17 protein-coding genes are annotated in these 16,125 nt (G+C 64.2%); 8 read left to right on the forward strand and 9 right to left on the reverse strand.

The features are described from left to right. Entirely contained in the window at nucleotides 1-1,362 is a 1,362-nt protein-coding gene (locus A3AU_RS0122550) for a cytochrome ubiquinol oxidase subunit I (protein WP_027054888.1), read from the reverse strand. Between the two features lie 254 nt (nucleotides 1,363-1,616). On the opposite strand from A3AU_RS0122550, the gene A3AU_RS0122555 reads away from it, so the two are divergent. Together A3AU_RS0122555 and A3AU_RS0122560 are read left to right on the forward strand one after the other, a co-directional pair. After that, nucleotides 1,617-2,543, forward strand: coding sequence for an ABC transporter ATP-binding protein (locus A3AU_RS0122555; RefSeq protein ID WP_027054889.1), 927 nt, complete (start codon nucleotides 1,617-1,619; stop codon nucleotides 2,541-2,543). Beyond that, complete coding sequence (locus A3AU_RS0122560) at nucleotides 2,540-3,301, forward strand: ABC transporter permease (RefSeq protein WP_027054890.1); 762 nt, start codon at nucleotides 2,540-2,542, stop codon at nucleotides 3,299-3,301. Before A3AU_RS0122555 ends, A3AU_RS0122560 begins: the two co-directional genes overlap by 4 nt. Nucleotides 3,302-3,380: 79 nt before the next feature. On the opposite strand, the gene A3AU_RS0122565 is transcribed toward A3AU_RS0122560, so the two are convergent. After that, nucleotides 3,381-4,418: a phosphatidylglycerol lysyltransferase domain-containing protein gene (locus A3AU_RS0122565; RefSeq protein ID WP_027054891.1), complete on the reverse strand. Its 1,038-nt coding sequence runs from the start codon at nucleotides 4,416-4,418 to the stop codon at nucleotides 3,381-3,383. 439 nt (nucleotides 4,419-4,857) lie between these two features. Here A3AU_RS0122565 and A3AU_RS0122570 point away from each other — a divergent pair, with 439 nt between their 5' ends. From A3AU_RS0122570 to A3AU_RS0122580, 3 genes are all read left to right on the forward strand, one after another. Then, the gene (locus A3AU_RS0122570) at nucleotides 4,858-6,039 is read left to right on the forward strand and encodes a flavin-containing monooxygenase (protein ID WP_027054892.1); all 1,182 of its coding nucleotides are present in this window, start codon (nucleotides 4,858-4,860) and stop codon (nucleotides 6,037-6,039) included. 99 nt (nucleotides 6,040-6,138) lie between these two features. After that, on the forward strand, nucleotides 6,139-6,624 hold the full coding sequence (locus A3AU_RS0122575) for a MarR family winged helix-turn-helix transcriptional regulator (RefSeq protein WP_027054893.1): 486 nt from the start codon (nucleotides 6,139-6,141) through the stop codon (nucleotides 6,622-6,624). Then, nucleotides 6,621-7,301, forward strand: a complete 681-nt coding sequence (locus tag A3AU_RS0122580; RefSeq protein WP_027054894.1) for a GNAT family N-acetyltransferase — start codon at nucleotides 6,621-6,623, stop codon at nucleotides 7,299-7,301. Before A3AU_RS0122575 ends, A3AU_RS0122580 begins: the two co-directional genes overlap by 4 nt. Nucleotides 7,302-7,322: 21 nt before the next feature. Here A3AU_RS0122580 and A3AU_RS0122585 read toward each other — a convergent pair whose 3' ends face one another. Further along, on the reverse strand, nucleotides 7,323-7,547 hold the full coding sequence (locus A3AU_RS0122585) for a hypothetical protein (protein WP_027054895.1): 225 nt from the start codon (nucleotides 7,545-7,547) through the stop codon (nucleotides 7,323-7,325). Between the two features lie 131 nt (nucleotides 7,548-7,678). After that, nucleotides 7,679-9,682, reverse strand: coding sequence for a PhoX family protein (locus A3AU_RS0122590; RefSeq protein ID WP_027054896.1), 2,004 nt, complete (start codon nucleotides 9,680-9,682; stop codon nucleotides 7,679-7,681). A gap of 272 nt (nucleotides 9,683-9,954) precedes the next feature. On the opposite strand from A3AU_RS0122590, the gene A3AU_RS0122595 reads away from it, so the two are divergent. Next, nucleotides 9,955-10,542 carry a hypothetical protein gene (locus tag A3AU_RS0122595; RefSeq protein ID WP_027054897.1) on the forward strand — a complete coding sequence of 196 codons (588 nt, stop codon included), beginning with the start codon at nucleotides 9,955-9,957 and terminating at the stop codon, nucleotides 10,540-10,542. 200 nt (nucleotides 10,543-10,742) lie between these two features. On the opposite strand, the gene A3AU_RS0122600 is transcribed toward A3AU_RS0122595, so the two are convergent. Together A3AU_RS0122600 and A3AU_RS0122605 are read right to left on the reverse strand one after the other, a co-directional pair. Beyond that, nucleotides 10,743-11,405 carry a response regulator gene (locus tag A3AU_RS0122600; protein WP_027054898.1) on the reverse strand — a complete coding sequence of 221 codons (663 nt, stop codon included), beginning with the start codon at nucleotides 11,403-11,405 and terminating at the stop codon, nucleotides 10,743-10,745. Next, complete coding sequence (locus A3AU_RS0122605) at nucleotides 11,402-12,793, reverse strand: sensor histidine kinase (protein WP_027054899.1); 1,392 nt, start codon at nucleotides 12,791-12,793, stop codon at nucleotides 11,402-11,404. The genes A3AU_RS0122600 and A3AU_RS0122605 overlap by 4 nt, the downstream gene beginning before the upstream one ends. Nucleotides 12,794-12,962: 169 nt before the next feature. On the opposite strand from A3AU_RS0122605, the gene A3AU_RS0122610 reads away from it, so the two are divergent. Together A3AU_RS0122610 and A3AU_RS0122615 are read left to right on the forward strand one after the other, a co-directional pair. Continuing rightward, on the forward strand, nucleotides 12,963-13,301 hold the full coding sequence (locus A3AU_RS0122610; RefSeq protein WP_027054900.1) for a hypothetical protein: 339 nt from the start codon (nucleotides 12,963-12,965) through the stop codon (nucleotides 13,299-13,301). 28 nt (nucleotides 13,302-13,329) lie between these two features. Continuing rightward, nucleotides 13,330-14,031: a phosphatase PAP2 family protein gene (locus tag A3AU_RS0122615; protein ID WP_027054901.1), complete on the forward strand. Its 702-nt coding sequence runs from the start codon at nucleotides 13,330-13,332 to the stop codon at nucleotides 14,029-14,031. A gap of 135 nt (nucleotides 14,032-14,166) precedes the next feature. On the opposite strand, the gene A3AU_RS0122625 is transcribed toward A3AU_RS0122615, so the two are convergent. The 3 genes from A3AU_RS0122625 to A3AU_RS0122635 all read right to left on the reverse strand — a co-directional run bounded on the left by A3AU_RS0122625 (nucleotide 14,167) and on the right by A3AU_RS0122635 (nucleotide 16,115). Next, the gene (locus tag A3AU_RS0122625) at nucleotides 14,167-14,793 is read right to left on the reverse strand and encodes a DNA-3-methyladenine glycosylase (protein WP_051355441.1); all 627 of its coding nucleotides are present in this window, start codon (nucleotides 14,791-14,793) and stop codon (nucleotides 14,167-14,169) included. Continuing rightward, nucleotides 14,772-15,152 carry a nuclear transport factor 2 family protein gene (locus A3AU_RS0122630; protein WP_027054903.1) on the reverse strand — a complete coding sequence of 127 codons (381 nt, stop codon included), beginning with the start codon at nucleotides 15,150-15,152 and terminating at the stop codon, nucleotides 14,772-14,774. The genes A3AU_RS0122625 and A3AU_RS0122630 overlap by 22 nt, the downstream gene beginning before the upstream one ends. A gap of 102 nt (nucleotides 15,153-15,254) precedes the next feature. Next, complete coding sequence (locus A3AU_RS0122635) at nucleotides 15,255-16,115, reverse strand: SMP-30/gluconolactonase/LRE family protein (RefSeq protein WP_027054904.1); 861 nt, start codon at nucleotides 16,113-16,115, stop codon at nucleotides 15,255-15,257. Between the last annotated feature and the right edge of the window lie 10 nt (nucleotides 16,116-16,125).

A 16,125-nucleotide genomic window follows, 5' to 3' on the forward strand; every position in this document is an offset into this window, starting at 1 on the left:
TCACTCTCCTGCCGCCGGCTGTGAAAGCGCCGCCTTCATCACCCCCGGCAGCGGTGAGGTGTCGCCATCCTTCGCCGCCTTCAGCGCCAGATGCACCAGCACGCCGAGATAGGCGATCAGCAACAGCACGTAGAGGATGAGGTAGATGGCGAGCGTCAGCGCGACATGGCTGCCCGCCACCGGGCCGACGGCATCGGCGGTCTTGAGCACGCCCGTCACCAGCCAGGGCTGGCGGCCGATCTCGGTCGTGTACCAGCCGGCCAGTGTCGCCAGCCAGCCCGACAGCGCCATCGGCACCATCAGCATGGCGAGGGGCTTGGGCAGCGCATGCCGGCGCTTGAGGAAGAAGGCCGCCGACCACGAGACGGCGAGCATCAGCAGCCCGGTGCCGACCATGATCCGGAAGCTCCAGAAGAGCGGAAAGACCGGCGGATGGTTGCCCGGATAGTCGTTCAGGCCGGGCACCACGCCGTCGGTGCTGTGTCGCAAGATAAGGCTTGCCCCATCGGGGATCGCGACCTCGAATCTGTTTTCCTTGGCCGCCTCGTCGGGTAGCGCGAACAGCACCAGCGGCACGTTGGGGCCGGTGTTCCAGTTGGCCTCCATGGCGGCGATCTTCTGCGGCTGGTGTTCCAGCGTGTTCAGTCCGTGCTGGTCGCCGGCCAGGATCTGGATCGGGATCAGGATCGCGGCGGTGAAGACGCCGGTGCGCAGCGCCTTCCACATCGATTCCGAACGGTCGCCCTTGAGGTAGCGCAGTGCCGACAGGCCGGCGATCAGGAACGACACCGTCAGCCCGGAAGCCAGGAGCATGTGGACCAGCCGGTAGGGCATGGACGGGTTGAAGACGATTGCCCACCAGTCGACGGCGTGTGCGACGCCGTCACGCATCTCGAAGCCGGCCGGCGTCTGCATCCAGGAATTGAGCGCGATGATCCAGAACGCCGATACCGTCGTGCCGCCGGCCACCAGCACCGTCGCCAGCGTGTGGACGCGGTTGGAGACACGGCGGAAGCCGAACAGCATGATGCCGAGAAAGGCCGCTTCGAGGAAGAAGGCGGTGAGGATCTCGTAAGCGAGCAGCGGTCCGGCGATGTTGCCGACATGCTCCATGTAGCCCGGCCAGTTGGTGCCGAACTGGAAGCTCATGGTGACGCCTGAAACCACGCCCATCGCAAAAGACAGCGCGAACACCTTCACCCAAGTGAAATAGGCGCGCATCCAGGCGGAATCGTTGGTCGCGTTGTAGCGCAGCTTGAAGAACAGCAGCACCCAGCCCAGGGCGATGGTGATTGTCGGAAAAAGGATATGAAACGAAATATTCGCGCCGAACTGCATGCGCGACAGTATGAGCGGGTCCATGGCGGGCTCCGGCTGCTGCTAATGGCCCACCGTATGCTCGTTGGGCAAGATGGTCAAAGCGGCGTCCCGCCGCGAGGCTGAACGCCACAAGGACAATTTTGTCGCTTGCCAGGTCCTTACCGCTTCAAAGTCCGGCATACCAGCCATGACCTCGGCGACTGTCCAGAACTGTCAGCAGCACCACTGACTTCTGGTTGCACGCGACGACAACAGGCCTATATGAGGGGACCTCTTTCAGGCAGCCGTTTTCAGCCATGCCCTCCATTCTGTCCATTTCCGGGGTCTCCAAGACCTACGCCACCGGCTTCACCGCGCTCAAGGAAGTCAATCTCGACATCGACCGCGGCGAGATCTTTGCGCTGCTCGGGCCGAACGGGGCCGGCAAGACGACGCTGATCTCGATCGTCTGCGGCATCGTCAACCGCTCGACCGGTACCGTCACTGTCGACGGCCACGACATCAACAAGGATTACCGCGCCGCGCGCAGCCTGATCGGGCTGGTGCCGCAGGAACTGACCATCGACGCCTTCGAGAGCGTCTGGGCGACCGTCTCCTACAGCCGCGGCCTGTTCGGCAAGCCGGCCAACCCCGCCTTCGTCGAGAAGGTGCTGCGCGATCTGTCGCTGTGGGAGAAGAAGGATGCCAAGGCGATCACCCTGTCGGGCGGCATGAAGCGGCGGCTGATGATCGCCAAGGCGCTGTCGCACGAGCCGCGCATCCTGTTCCTCGACGAGCCGACCGCCGGCGTCGACGTCGAATTGCGTCAGGACATGTGGGAGATGGTGCGCCGGCTGCGCGAGGATGGCGTCACCATCATCCTCACCACGCACTATATCGAGGAGGCCGAGGCGATGGCCGACCGCGTCGGCGTCATCAACCGCGGCGAGATAATCCTGGTCGAGAACAAGGCCGAACTGATGCGCAAGCTCGGCCGCAAGCGGCTGGTGCTGGAGCTGCGCAATCCGCTGACCGCCATTCCGGAAGCCTTTTCGCGCTATGCGCTGGAACTGTCGCCCGACGGTGGGCAGCTGACCTACACCTATGACAATCAGGCCGAGCGGCCGGGCGTCGCCTCGCTGATCCGCGACCTCGAGGCATCAGGCATCCAGTTCCGCGACATCGACACGCAAAACAGTTCGCTCGAGGAGATCTTCGTCAATCTGGTGAGGAGAGAGCCATGAATCTTCGCGCGGTATGGGCGATCTACCGGGTCGAGATGGCGCGTGCCTTCCGCACCGTGCTGCAGAGCATCATCTCGCCGGTCATCTCGACATCGCTCTATTTCGTCGTCTTCGGCTCGGCCATCGGCTCGCGCATCACCGAGATCGACGGCATCAGCTACGGCGCCTTCATCGTGCCGGGGCTGATCATGCTCTCGCTGCTGACGCAGTCGATCTCCAACGCCTCCTTCGCCATCTATTTTCCAAAATTCGTCGGCTCGATCTACGAGCTTTTGTCGGCGCCGGTGTCCTATCTGGAGATCGTCATCGCCTATGTCGGCGGTGCGGCGACCAAGTCGATCATCCTCGGCCTGATCATCCTGGCCACCGCCTCGCTGTTCGTGCCGTTGCACATCGAACATCCGTTCTGGATGCTCTCCTTCCTGGTCCTGACGGCGGTGACCTTCAGCCTGTTCGGCTTCATCATCGGCATCTGGGCGAAGAGTTTCGAGCAGCTGCAGCTGGTGCCGCTCTTGATCGTCACCCCGCTCACCTTCCTCGGTGGCAGCTTCTATTCGATCCACATGCTGCCAGGCATCTGGAAGACGATCACGCTGTTCAACCCGGTCGTGTACCTGATCAGCGGCTTCCGCTGGAGTTTTTACGGCAAGGCCGATGTCTCGGTCGGCGTCAGCCTCGGCATGACGCTGGTTTTCCTGGCTGTTTGCATCGCCATCGTCGCCTGGATCTTCAAGACCGGATATCGGCTGCGGAACTGACGCAGCGAAGGCGCTCGGAAACGCGGCCGAGATCTGCCGAGATTCAGGTCAGGCCGGCCTCACCTGAATATCGGCAGATCTAGATCGCCTTGACCAGCCTCAGCAACCCCAGCATCTCGACATAGGTTCCCTGGCGGAAGGCGATATAGACCGGCTCTTCCGCGCCGTGGAAGCGGCGCTTGAACGCCGCCTGGCCCTGCAGGTTGAACCTGCGGCGGTTGATCCAGGGTGAATCGTAGGCGCGCTGGAAGGTGTCGCGCCAGAACGCGCTTTCGGCAAATCCGCTCGGGCCGACATCGACCAGCGGCGACAGGCCGAGCGTCACCACCGAAATGCCTTCCTCGCGAAACCGGTCGACGGCGAACTTGGTCAGGCCGATCTCGGCATGCGGCGAGGCATCGACATGCTTGCGCTTGAAGGCGGTGGTGTAGCCGGTCACCTTGCCGTCGGCGAAAATCGGATCGAAGTCGAGCAGGGCGACAAGGTCGCCATCGGGACCGTGCAGGACGAAACGGCGCATGTCGATGCCGAGCTGGTCGTAAAACGGACGGTTGAGGAAACCCATCTCCCAGCGCTTGACGATGCGGTCGCCGCGCCAGTTTTGCGAGAGGCGGGCAATCTCGTCGAGGTGGATCGTGCGTTTGTCCTCCTCGAACGAAAAACCTTTCTTCAGCAGCCAGCGCTCGGAATAACGCACCGTTTCGTTGCGCTTGCCGGAAAAATCATGCTCGGGCAGCTGCAGGCGGGTGTCGATACCCAGCCGGTTGACCTTGTAGCCGAACCCGGCCAGCACATGCGCGGTTTCCGCGCCGACCTGCACGAACCACGGATTGCCCGCCGTCTCGACGAAGCGCCTGATCATGTCGGGCCGGCGGGCCGGAGCCGCCACCGGGTCGCCAAGGGCGAAATGATGCTTCATCTTGGTGCCGAAGGCGATGTAGCCGTCGCCGTCACCGAAATAGGAAAGCTTGGGCTGCACGGCGGTGGAATAGGCGAGCGAGAAGTCGCCATGGCGGCGAACAAGCGCCAGCCGTTCGACATGCGTCAGCGCCAGCCGCTCGACCTTGGGCGAGACGCCCTCGAGGATTTTGTCGAAATAGATCCGCAAGGAGGGCATGGTCGAGGATTCCGCGTGCCGTCTGCGGCGTCGCATGCCTTGAATGGCAAGCAAGACCGCCGTGGCGCCTTGATTTCTGGCGGGAAGCCGAATGGGTTACGGGTTCGAATTCCGCCGTCGGAAGAGGTCCGCCACTCCCCGGACCTCGAATCAATCACATTGCCGCGACCTGATTATCGCCGAAGCCGCTGATATGCCATATAGGGCTGGACGTATTCGGACAGAAGCGGGCAACTGTTTCATGTCGGTGTTTTTGGCCGCTGTTGCGCGACCGGGCTGTTCTGCCAGGCGGTGGAGCGCTCTCGGGCGAGACCGCGGCTTGGTGCAGACCCGGAAAATCCGCGTCGATTAGCGTTCGGGGCCTGCGCGCGATCAAACTGTTACAGCGGCCTGCGAGCCTTTGGGGCTTGCCGCAGGAGCGAATGGGATTCGAAAGTGAATGACTGATACGACATCCGGGACCATGATGGAGCAGCTGTCGACGGTCGAGCCTGCAATCGTCATTGGCGCCGGCGCCGCCGGACTGGCCGTCGCGCAGGCATTGATGAAGGCCGGCGTGGCGACGGCGATCCTGGAGAAGGAAAGCCGGCTGGCCGAGCCCTGGCGCCGGCGCCACGTGCAGCTGCACCTCAACACCCACCGCGATCTCTCGGCGCTGCCCGGCCTTGTCTATCCCAAGGGCACCCCCGCTTTTCCGCATCGGGATGTCGTCATCCGCCATATGAGCGATTTCCATGAGGCGAACCGTTTGCCGGTGGAGTTTGGCGTTTCCGTCGAGGCCATCGTGTCCGGGGGCGACCACTGGATCGTGCGCACCAGCGCCGGCACGCGCCTGGCGCGTCATGTCGTCGTTGCCACCGGCCGCGACCGGGAGCCCTACACGCCGCAATGGGAGGGCATGCAGGCGTTCGCGGGCCGGATCATCCATTCGGCTGATTTTGGCGATGCCCAGGCCTATGCCGGCAAGAAGGTGCTGGTCGTCGGCGCCGGCAATTCGGGCTTCGACGCCCTCAATCATCTGGCGGGAATCGATACCGCCGCTGTCTGGCTGTCGGCCCGCAACGGCCCAGCCCTTCTCCCCAAGCGCGTCGGCAAGATCGCCGTGCACCGGCTCTCGCCATTCATGGCGCGACTGCCGTTGCGCCTCGCCGATGCGGTGATGGCCGTGACACAGCGCCTGGTTTTCGGCGATCTCACCAAATTCGGCATGCCGCCCGCGCCGTCTGGCGGCGCCAGCCGCCTGACCTCGGACTATACCGCGATCGCCGCCGATGACGGCGCCGTCAATGCCATCAAATCGGGCAAGATCACCGTGGTGCCGATGGTCCGGGAATTCACCGCCGAAGGCGTGATCCTGGCCAATGGCAGCCAGATCGATCCCGATATCGTCATTGCGGCGACGGGCTACCGCACCGGGCTGGAGCGCATGGTCGGCAATCTCGGCGTCCTCGACGCGAAAGGCGTTCCGCTCTTCAACGGTGGCGACGCCGACCCGAAACTGCCCGGCCTGTGGTTTACCGGCATGCGGCCGAGCATTCGCGGCTGCTTCGCCAATGCCGCCATATTGGGCAAGGCGATTGCCGGGCGGATCGCCGGCTCCCTATCCGGCGCGCCAGGCTGAGTCAGAATCCTGGAAATCGACCCGGCGGCAGGCGTGGCTTGACCATTCCCATGCCATGTTATATAACATGTTACAGTTTTAGGCGGAATGGATTCAAGAATGGAAGACGTCCTGCGGTCTCTTGGCTATCTCTGCCTGGGCAGCCGGCTGAAGCGCATAGGCGAGCAATTGCAGGCCGATACGCAGCGCATGCTCGAAGGTCTGGAGGTTCGGGTCCAGTCGAGCCAGTACCCACTGCTCGCCGCGCTCGACAGGTTGGGACCCTTGCCGGTCGGCGAACTGGCGCAATCGCTTGGCGTCACGCAGCCGGGGGTGACGCGGAGCGTGTCGCTGCTGGCCGATATCGGTCTGGTCGAGGTCATCCAGGCGAATGACGACCAGCGGCGCCGGGTAGTTTCCCTTACAAGCGGCGGCCAACAGCTGGTCGATGCCGCCAAGCGCGATGCCTGGCCCCGCATCGAGCGCGCCGTCGCGGATTTGTGCTCAGGCCTTTCCGGGCCGCTTCTCGAGCAACTGGCGGCAATCGAGGACGGTCTTGCCGCCGCGCCGCTTGCCCGTCGGGTGGAAAAGGCCGCGGCGCGATGAAACACATACTCGACCGTCCCGTCTGGAGCGCGCTCGACACGTGCCATCGCGCCTTCGCCGAGGGCGGCAGTCTCGCCAGGCGCTATCCCGCCTCGATCGTTCCTTTCGCGTCCACCGCTGCCGACGACGCCGAAAGCCTTCGGGCGTTCGGGGCGCTGGTCGCCCCGGGCGAAAGCGTCATTGTGGCTCAGGCGGACGAGGTTTTTCTCCCGGCGGGTCTGTCGGTCGTCTCGAAAGCCGACGCCGTGCAGATGGTCGCCGAGGCGCCATTGCCGGAGGTGTCGGACGCGCGCATCCAGCGCCTGGACGAGAACGACGCGGGCGAGATGCTGGCGCTCGCGTCGCTTACCAGGCCCGGCCCGTTTTCGCTCAAGGCGCGGAGCCTTGGCGATTTCTGGGGCGTGAAGGTCGAAGGCCGGCTGGTGGCGATGGCCGGCGAGCGCATGAAGCAGCCTGGTTACACCGAACTCAGCGGCGTCTGCTCCCACCCGGACTTCCGCGGCGGCGGCCTTGGCCGGCTGCTGTCCCAGTTCGTGTCCAACCAGATTCTCGCGCGCGGGGAGCTGCCATACCTCCACGCTTACGCCAGCAATGCCGCTGCGATAAAGCTGTACGAATCCATCGGCTTCAGGCTGCGCAGCACAATCAACGTGGCTGTGGTTCAGCGTCCTGGATAGCGGCTTGAGCGGCTCCCGGCCTCAGGCCGATTTCGGTTCGAGCCGGCGGAAACCGACGGCTTCCATCAGCATGTCCTCGTCGACCATGCCGGCATTGTGGAGCGCAAGCAGGGTGAGCGCGAGTTCGCGCGCCTCGGCCGATTCGGGATGCGCTTCGCGTCGTCGGCAGGCCCCGTCGAAAACGCGTTGCAATTTGGCGACGTCGTCGGGCTTGAGCAAGCCACGGTCATAGATGGACTTCGGCATGGCGGTCTCCTGAAGGAGGAGTTAGGGCGCCATGTGTAAATTGCCAATCTTTCCCGAGGCTTGAAGGTTCCGCGCAAGAACGAGGGACCTTGGATTGCCAAGGCCCCTTATGCTGAGAGCCCTCGCTGGCGTCAGACCGCGATCTTGCCGCCGCCCTGCCTGGTGATGGCGACGACGGACGGCCGCACCGGCATGTCGGGCTTGAAGTCGGGCCAGCGGGTCGACGGGTCTTCATAGTAGGACGGGCGGCCAAAACCGTCCCAGTCCTCGCCGCCATCGCCCGGATGCTGGACGGCGACGAAGGCGGTCTGGTCGTCGGGTGCAAACAGCGGGCCGCACATTTCGGCGCCGATCGGCACGCGGAAGAACAGCTTCGAGGTCGCCCGCGCGGCACCCTCCGTGTCGACCGCCCACAGGCCGTCGGTGCGGCCGGTGGCCTTCGGGCCCTGGCCGTCGCTGGCGACCCACAGGCGACCGGCCGAATCGACCGCGCAATTATCGGGCATGCCGAACCAGCCATTGGCTGTCGTCGCCGTCGAGAAGGTGGCGCCGACATCGGCAACCGAGGGATCGCCGCATTTCAGCAGCACTTCCCACTTGCCCTTGGCGGCAGTGAAATCGCCATCGCCCTCGGTGATCTCGATAATGTGGCCGAAGGCATTTTCGGCGCGCGGGTTGGCGGCATCGACCTGATCGGCCTTGCGCTTCGAATTGTTGGTCAGCATGACATAGACCTTGCCGTTGACGGCGTTGGGCTGGATGTCCTCGGGCCGGTCCATCTTGGTGGCACCCAGCAGATCGGCGGCGCGCCGCGTCTCGATCAGCACGTCGGCCTGGCCGGCAAAGCCGTTTCCTGCCGTCAGCGGCCCCTGGCCGAAGACGATCGGCAGCCATTCGACCGTGCCGTCCTCGGCGAATTTGGCGACATGCAGCGTGCCCTCGTCGAGCAGGTCCTTGTTGGCCGCGCGGTCGCTGGCATTGAAGCTGCCCTTGGTGACGAATTTGTAGACATAGTCGAAACGCTCGTCGTCGCCCAGATAGAAGACGACGCGGCCATCCTTGGCGACGATCGATTCGGCGCCCTCATGCTTGAAGCGGCCCATGGCGGTGCGCTTCCTGGGCGTCGAGGTCGGATCGTTGACGTCGACCTCGACGATCCAGCCGAAACGATTGGGTTCGTTGGGTTCCTTGGCGAGGTTGAAGCGGTCGTAATGCGCGCCCCATTCATAGGCGCCTTCCGGAATGCCGAGGCGCTTGTAGTTGGCGGCTTCCTTGTGGCCTTCCGGCAGCTCGCCGGAGAAATAGCCGTGGATGTTCTCCTCGGCCATCACATAAGTGCCCCAGGGCGTGACGCCGCCGGCGCAATTGTTGAAAGTGCCGAACACCTTGGTGCCGGACGGATCGGCTTTGGTCTTGACGCGGTCATGGCCGGCGACCGGGCCCGACAACATCATTTCGGTGGAGGAGGTGATGCGGCGGTTGAGCTTGCCGTCACGCACCACTTGCCATTTGCCGCCATCCTTGCGGATCTCGACGATGGTGCCGCCATGCGCCGCCATCTCGACATCGACCTGCTCCTTCGACAGCGGCGCGACCTCGGCCTTCTTCTTCCCGTCCTTCTCGACGATCGAAACGATGCCGGGGAACATCAAATGCGGGTTGGTGTATTCATGGTTGACCACCAGCAGGCCGTGCTCGGCCGAGCCGTCGATCGCGATATAGCCGACATAGTCGTTGTTGTAGCCGAACTGCCTGGCCTGCGCTTCGGCCGACTGCTTGGTCGGGTCGAAGTCAGGCGAATCGGCGAACAGCGGATCGCCCCAGCGCAACAGCACATCGGCGTCGTAGCCCGGCGCGACATGGTGCTTGTCGTCGATGCCGGCCTGAAGTTCGTCGAACTGGAAGGCAGAGGCTTCCGCGGCGCGGGCATCGTCCGCGGCGATCATGGCCAGCGGGCTGACGGTGGCGGCGATCGCCGAGACGGCGAGCGATCCCTTCAGGAAACCCCGGCGTGAGAACCGCGCCGCGATGATTTCGCCCATGGTGCGGTTGTCGGTGGGGTTGATGGCCGGTCCTTCGTTTTCCTCGAGCAGGCTGGTGCGGAAGCGGGCGTCGGGGGAGCGATGATCAGTCATGAGGGCCTCTGGCTTTGGAATGGCTGGAGCGTGTTGCCTGTGGACCCTTACGGCAGGCCGATCACATTTTCGTGACATCTTACAAGCTACAATGTTCTGGGCGAGGCCGCCCGTCACCCATGACATCGGACTTTAGTCCAAGCTTGTGCTTCCAAAGGTCCTGGAGGACAAACGCAACGGTCGGAGGTCGCTTCCGGTCACTGCAGCTTTCGGCGATGTTGCTGGTTGCAACGTTGGGGTGGGCGCGCCGGCTCAATCGACGGAGATTCATGATGCACGGATCGATCACGGCCCGTTGGGGCCGGCTGACGCTCGTTTCGGCGGGCGCCCTGGCGCTGGCCATCGCCCCCTATCGAATTTCCCTGCACGGCTCCGCCCCCGGAATCGACGCTGTCGCCGCACAGGCCGCCAAGGGCGGCAATGGCGGCAATGGCGGCAGTAACGGCGGCGGTAGTAACGGCAACAGCAGCAGCGGCGGTAGCGGCGGCAACAGCAGCGGCGGTAGTAACAGCGGCAACGGCGATGGAAGCGGCGGCAGCAACGGCAACAGCGGTGGCGGTAGCAACAGCGGCAATGGCAATGGCAATGGAGACGGCGGCAATTCCGGAACGGACGGCGGTGACGGCAGTGGCACCGACTCGGCATCCGGCGCTGGCCAGAGCGGCGCCGCAGCTAGCCATGTCAATGCCACGACCGGCGACAAGGTCAGCGTGGACGGCGGCAAGATCACCGTCACGCATCCCGACGGCATGACCGAAAAGATCGAGAATGGCCGTTTCAGGATGAAGGATGCGCTGGGTCGCACGATCATCGACCGCCGGGTCACGCCGGCCGATTTCAGCCGTCTCAAGGCCTTGTGAGGTTGGTCAACAGGCAACGACCAGCTTCGCACGTCACCTCCGCCGCCCCCGGCGGAGGTGACCTTGTTTTGTCCGGCCCGCGCGCGGGCCTAACTTTCCCTGGAGCAATTCCAGGAACAGTGTGAGCGGTTTTCCGTCCGGAATTGCGTGAACACATGGAATTAGAGCGGATCGCCGTTTCCGCGAAACGGTGAAACGCTCTACGAGCGGTTCCTGTCCCGGTCGCGCAACTCGCGCATCATGAGCGCCGCTTCGGTGCGGTTTCGCACGTTGAGTTTCGACAGCACCCCGGTCATGTGGTGCTTGACTGTCTTCTCCTGCAGCTCCAGGCGCAAGGCGACCTCCTTGTTGCTGAGCCCCTCCGCCACCAGCCGCAGGATTTCCGTCTGTCGTTCGGTCAGTTGCCGCAGCCGGTCCGCCACGCCGTCGGCAGGCTGCGGGGATTGGAGATCGGAAAGCAGCCGCGCCGACAGCATGGGCGAAAGATAGCTCTCGCCCGCCGCCACATTGTGCAGGATGTCGGAGAGCGCGCGCGATCCGACACCCTTGAGGATATAGCCTTGCACCCCTGCGTTCAGGGCTTTGGTTACATCGGCATTGGCCTCGGAAACGGTCAGCATCACGATCTTCTGGGTGGGATGGTCGGCAAGGATGCTCGCGACCGCGGCCAGGCCGCCGCCCGGCATCGAGATGTCGAGCAGAAGTATGTCGGGATGCACCGTCGAGGCGATGCGTTCGGCATCCTGCGCTGTCGCACCTTCGCCGACGATCTCGAAGCCGCCGAGCTCCGACAGGCTGCGCGTGACGCCTTCGCGAAACAGCGGATGATCGTCGACAATAGCGATGCGGATGACACCAATCATGCTTGCTCCTCAACCGACAGACGGATCACCAATCGCGTGCCTTGCGCTCCGGTCACGGTCTCGAACTGGCCGCCGATGCTTTCGACCCGCTCCCTGAGGCCGGCGAGCCCCAGCCCCTCGACCCGTGCCGGATCGAAGCCCGGCCCGCCATCCGAAACTTCGACAAAAAGCCTGCCATTCTTCATCCCGGCCCGCACCGCCTGATCCTTGGCCCGTCCGTGGCGATAGGCATTGTTCAGCCCTTCCTGCACGAATCGATAGATACTGATCTTCTCGGAGGGGCCGGTTTCGGGCAATTGCTTGGGCAGGGTGAGCGCCACCGACGTTCCCGTCCGGCGCTCGTGTTCGTCGACGGCCAGCCGCAATATGTCCGTTGCGGCGGCCGCCTCTATCTGCGGCAGCACGAGGCCGGTGCAGATGCCGCGTATTTCGCGCATCGCATCCTCCAGCGTCTTGCGGATCATCGCGACCTCGGTCGTGCGGCTTTCGCCCCATTGGCCGTCGCCGGAAAACACCGGGCTGTCCATGCGCAGCGCCGCCAGGGCCACGAGCTGCGCCGGTCCGTCATGCAGGTCGGCACCGATCCGGCGCAAATATCTTTCGTTGAGCGCGGTGGCGCGGCGGGACGCGCGCTGCACACGCTGCCGCAAGGCGCTGTTCTGCGTCACCAGGCCCTGCAGCTCCGACACTTGGCGGCGCAGTGCCCCGCGCTGATCGTCGATGGTGCGGCTGGCGCGCAGCACGAGGCCAGACAAGAGCAGAAAAGCCGCCAAGGTGGTGCCGGCCACGACCAGCCAGCTCGACAACAGCGCGGAAGCCAGCGTGGCTTTGAAATCGGTGGCGACCTCGAAGAATTCGGTGACGGCCACCACCTCGCCGGACCAGGGTTCGCGCACGGGATTGTAGATCTCCAGCAGCGGCTCGCCGATAGCCCGCTCCTTGTCCTCGTCCTCGTCGAACGTATCGAGTTGAGCGGTGACATTGCCCTGGAAGGCCGACCGCAGATTGGCGGTCAGGCCGAAGCGGCGGCCGATCAGGTCAGCCTCCTTCGCATAGAGCACGGTGCCGTCGCGGCGCCAGAGCTTGAACGAGACCAGTCGCTTGCCGAGCGCGCCCTGGCCGAGCGTCTCGTCGAGCGCCTGCTTGACGGACTCGCTGAGTTCCTCGTTCTTGCGCAGGTCGGGCAGCAGCGGCGCGATCACGCTGTCGACATAGAGCGCCGTCGTGGCGGCCGAATTGCGGATGACGCCATCGCGGATCTGCGACGTCACCCAGGAACCCACCACGAGCATCACGGCCAGAAGGCCGAAGCCGCCGGCAACGAGGAATTGCAGGGCAAGCGAAAGCTCGCTCCAGCGCCGTGCCAAGTCCTGCAGAATACGATTCATGTTCCCCTGACCGCCACTCCTCATAACAGCTGGGCGATACCGGTACATTGAGCCTCAGTCTCGCCATTGCCAAGGCCTTCGTTGAAACGATGTCGCTTGACGTCTCGGCGTGCTTCGGAAACAAGGTCCGCGGCACATGCGGCGACAGCCGCCTTGAAGGGGATGGACGTTGAGTTTTTCGGGATTGCTGCAGCTTGGCTTTTCGACGGTGATCTTCCTTCTGGCGGCGACCGCCGCCAAGCAATGGGGACTGGCACCGAGCCTGGGCAAGATCCTGTTGACGCTGGCGCTCTATTCGCTGGGCAATTTGATCATGCTGCGGCTGATCCGCGAATTCGGCATGTCCGTTTCCTTCAGCCTCTCGGCGGTCATCCAGCTGGTTTCGGTCAACGTCGTGGCGCTGGTCTTCTTCGGCGAGCGCGTCAATGCGCTGCAGGCCAGCGGCATCGTGCTGGCGATCGCCGCCGTGGCGCTGATCACGCTCGGGCCCTATCTGCAAGGACGTTGATCGAGATGAGGACCGCGACACAAGCCCGATGAAAGACACCGCAAGCACCTTGCTCAATCGGATCGAATTTCCGGTCCTGCTGGCCGGCCTGGTCATCGCCGGCGGGCTGTGGGGCTTCGTCGAACTGATCGAGGTGGCGCGGGCAACCGCGCCGCACACCTTCGACACCGAAATCCTGCTTGCGTTCCGCCAGGCCGGGCAGCCCGGCCTGCCGATCGGCCCGCTGTGGCTGGAAGGGGCGATGCGCGACATCACCAGTCTTGGCAGCGCCAGCGTGCTGGTGCTGATCACGGCGGCGACGATCATCTATCTCATGCTGATCCGCAGGCCTGGGACCGCGCTTCTCGTCTTCGTCGCCGTGGCGGGCGGCCAGGTGCTGTCGAGCCTGCTGAAGGTCGGCGTCGACCGGCCGCGGCCCGAACTCGTCTCGCATCTGGTCTCCGAGACGTCGCTTTCCTTCCCGAGCGGCCACGCCATGCTGTCGGCGGTGACCTATCTCACGCTCGGTTCGCTCGCGGCGCGCTTTCTGCCTGGCCCGGCAACGAAGATCTACGTCTTATCGCTCGCCGTGCTGACGACGGTGCTGGTCGGCGTCAGCCGCATCTATCTCGGCGTCCACTGGCCGTCGGATGTGCTGGCAGGCTGGTGCGCGGGCTTCGCCTGGGCAATGCTATGCTGGCTGGTGGCGCGGGTCCTGCAGCGGCGCAAAATGGTTGGCGAAAGTGAGTGATCTCGCATGTTTCGTATTCGCCAAATGATACGTGAAACATCACAATAATGGCCGTGCCGCTCTTCGATTCGACGGCGGCCTATGTCATCGAAAGCGCGGCCCTGCTTTCCCAAGGGATTGTGGGCGCTCCGTCTCTCAGCGGTTGAGCGATCTTGGACCGCTGACGAATGGGCTGCCCCTGACGTAAAAGCGCAGCGGACGGTCGGCATCCTTGGAAATGCCGATCCTGATGCCCTGGCCGATTTCACCAGGTTCAAAGTCGTCGCCCGCGAGCCATAGCGGCCCTTTCCGGCAGAGGTCGATCCCGTCGAGCGAACGATCGATCCGCAATGCCGCGGCCAGCCGTCCCGGCCCGCGCGCCAGGTCGCGCAAGCGCTCGACGCCGCGGTTCCGCCGCATGATGGCGATGCCTTCGAGCGGCTCGAGCGCCCGGATCAGCACACCGGTGCCGATGCCTTGCGTCTGGCTCGAGACATTCAGCATCATCGAGGTGCCGTAGGCGAGATAGACATAGGCGTGACCGGCTTCGAGAAACAGCGACCGGTTGCGCGGCGTCATCCCCCTGAAGCCATGTCCGGCGGCGTCGCCGACCACATAGGCCTCGGTCTCGACGATGCGGCCGCTGACCATGCCCTCAGGCAAGTCGCGCACCACCAGCTTGCCGATGAGGAAGCGGGCGAGAGCGGCCGTATCATCGGGCAACTCCGCGCGGGCGAGCGGCTGATGATCCTGCTCGTCACTCACGGCATCCGCTCGACCCATTGCGCCCTTGACGGCCCCGGCTCGAACGGATCGCCGAAGTACTGCGTCTCGCGGGCGACCTTGCCATCGAGGAATTCCATTATGCTGACCGTATAGGAGGGTTGCCCGTCATAGGTCAGCACATACTCCGTGATCCAGAGATCATCAGCGCCGACGATCCGCCGTACGGCGAAACGCTTGCGGTTCGGCTGCGCGGCGCGCGACGACTGGATGTTGCGCCGCCCGCGGATGCGCTCGCCCGATTGCGGATAGTCGAGCACCGCATCTTCCCGGTAGATCTCATGTTCGACCTCGAAGTCGTTGGCATCGGAGGCGGCCCAGTGGCGATCCAGGGCCGCCCTGATTTTCCGGTCTTCCATGGCAATCCTCTTTGACCATCACCCGGGGGTGGACCCGTCGTAGCACGGTCCATCCCATGGCTGTTAGCAGGGGTCGCACGGATCGACCCCAAGCGTCGGCGCTCAGTCGAGCTTCAACGCCGCGACCTCGCCTTCGTTCATCAGCGGCACATAGAGGATCGACTTGCCGTCGGTGCCGATGTCGGCGCTGCCCGGCTTGAAATGCGCCACCGCTTCCGGTGTTCCGCCAGCTCTGTAGCGGTAGAGCGTGCCGGTCATGTAGGCGGTGGCGTAGATGGTGTCGCCAATGGCGATGACGCCGTCGAGGTCGGCGAATTTCTGTGCGCAGGGCAGCGGCGAGATCGCCTTGCTGGCGAGGTCGATGGCCAGCAGCCCGCCCGGCTCCGCCGTGCTGAAGTCGGGCTTGATGCCCTTGCCCCACGAGGCGACGATCAGCCTGCCGCCATCGGCGAAGACGCCGTTGGGCGAGGCCAGCGACGCGTCCTTGACGAACAGTTCAGGCCGGTCGCCGTCGATGCGGTAGATCGTGTCGGCCAGCATGTCGCTGACATAGACCTTGCCTGTCCGGTCCGAGGTCATGTCGTTGAGAAAGACCGCGTTCGGCAACGTTATGCTGGCGATCAGCCTGCCGCTGGCCAGATCGACGACGTGGACCTTGGTGATGTCGGCGACATAGAGCTTGCCGCCCGATATCGCCATGCCCTTGGGCGCGTCCATGCCGTCGGTCCAGTGCCGGGTGATCGTCTTGCCGTCCAGGGACAGCACACTGAGATAGCCGTTGCCGTCGGCATCGCCCGGATTGCCAACGATGTTGGAGACGATGATGCGGTTGTTGACGGCGTCGAACAGCGCCGATTCAGGTTGTTCGAGGCCCGTGGCGCGCCAGAGTTCGCCGGCCCGGGCTGCGGGCGCGGCCGCGATGCCGATGATGGCGGCAAAGGCTGAGAAGATGAAACGGTTCATGGCTGTTCTC

The organism is Mesorhizobium erdmanii USDA 3471 (genome assembly GCF_000472705.1).
In the GTDB taxonomy this organism is placed as follows: Bacteria; Pseudomonadota; Alphaproteobacteria; order Rhizobiales; family Rhizobiaceae; genus Mesorhizobium; species Mesorhizobium erdmanii.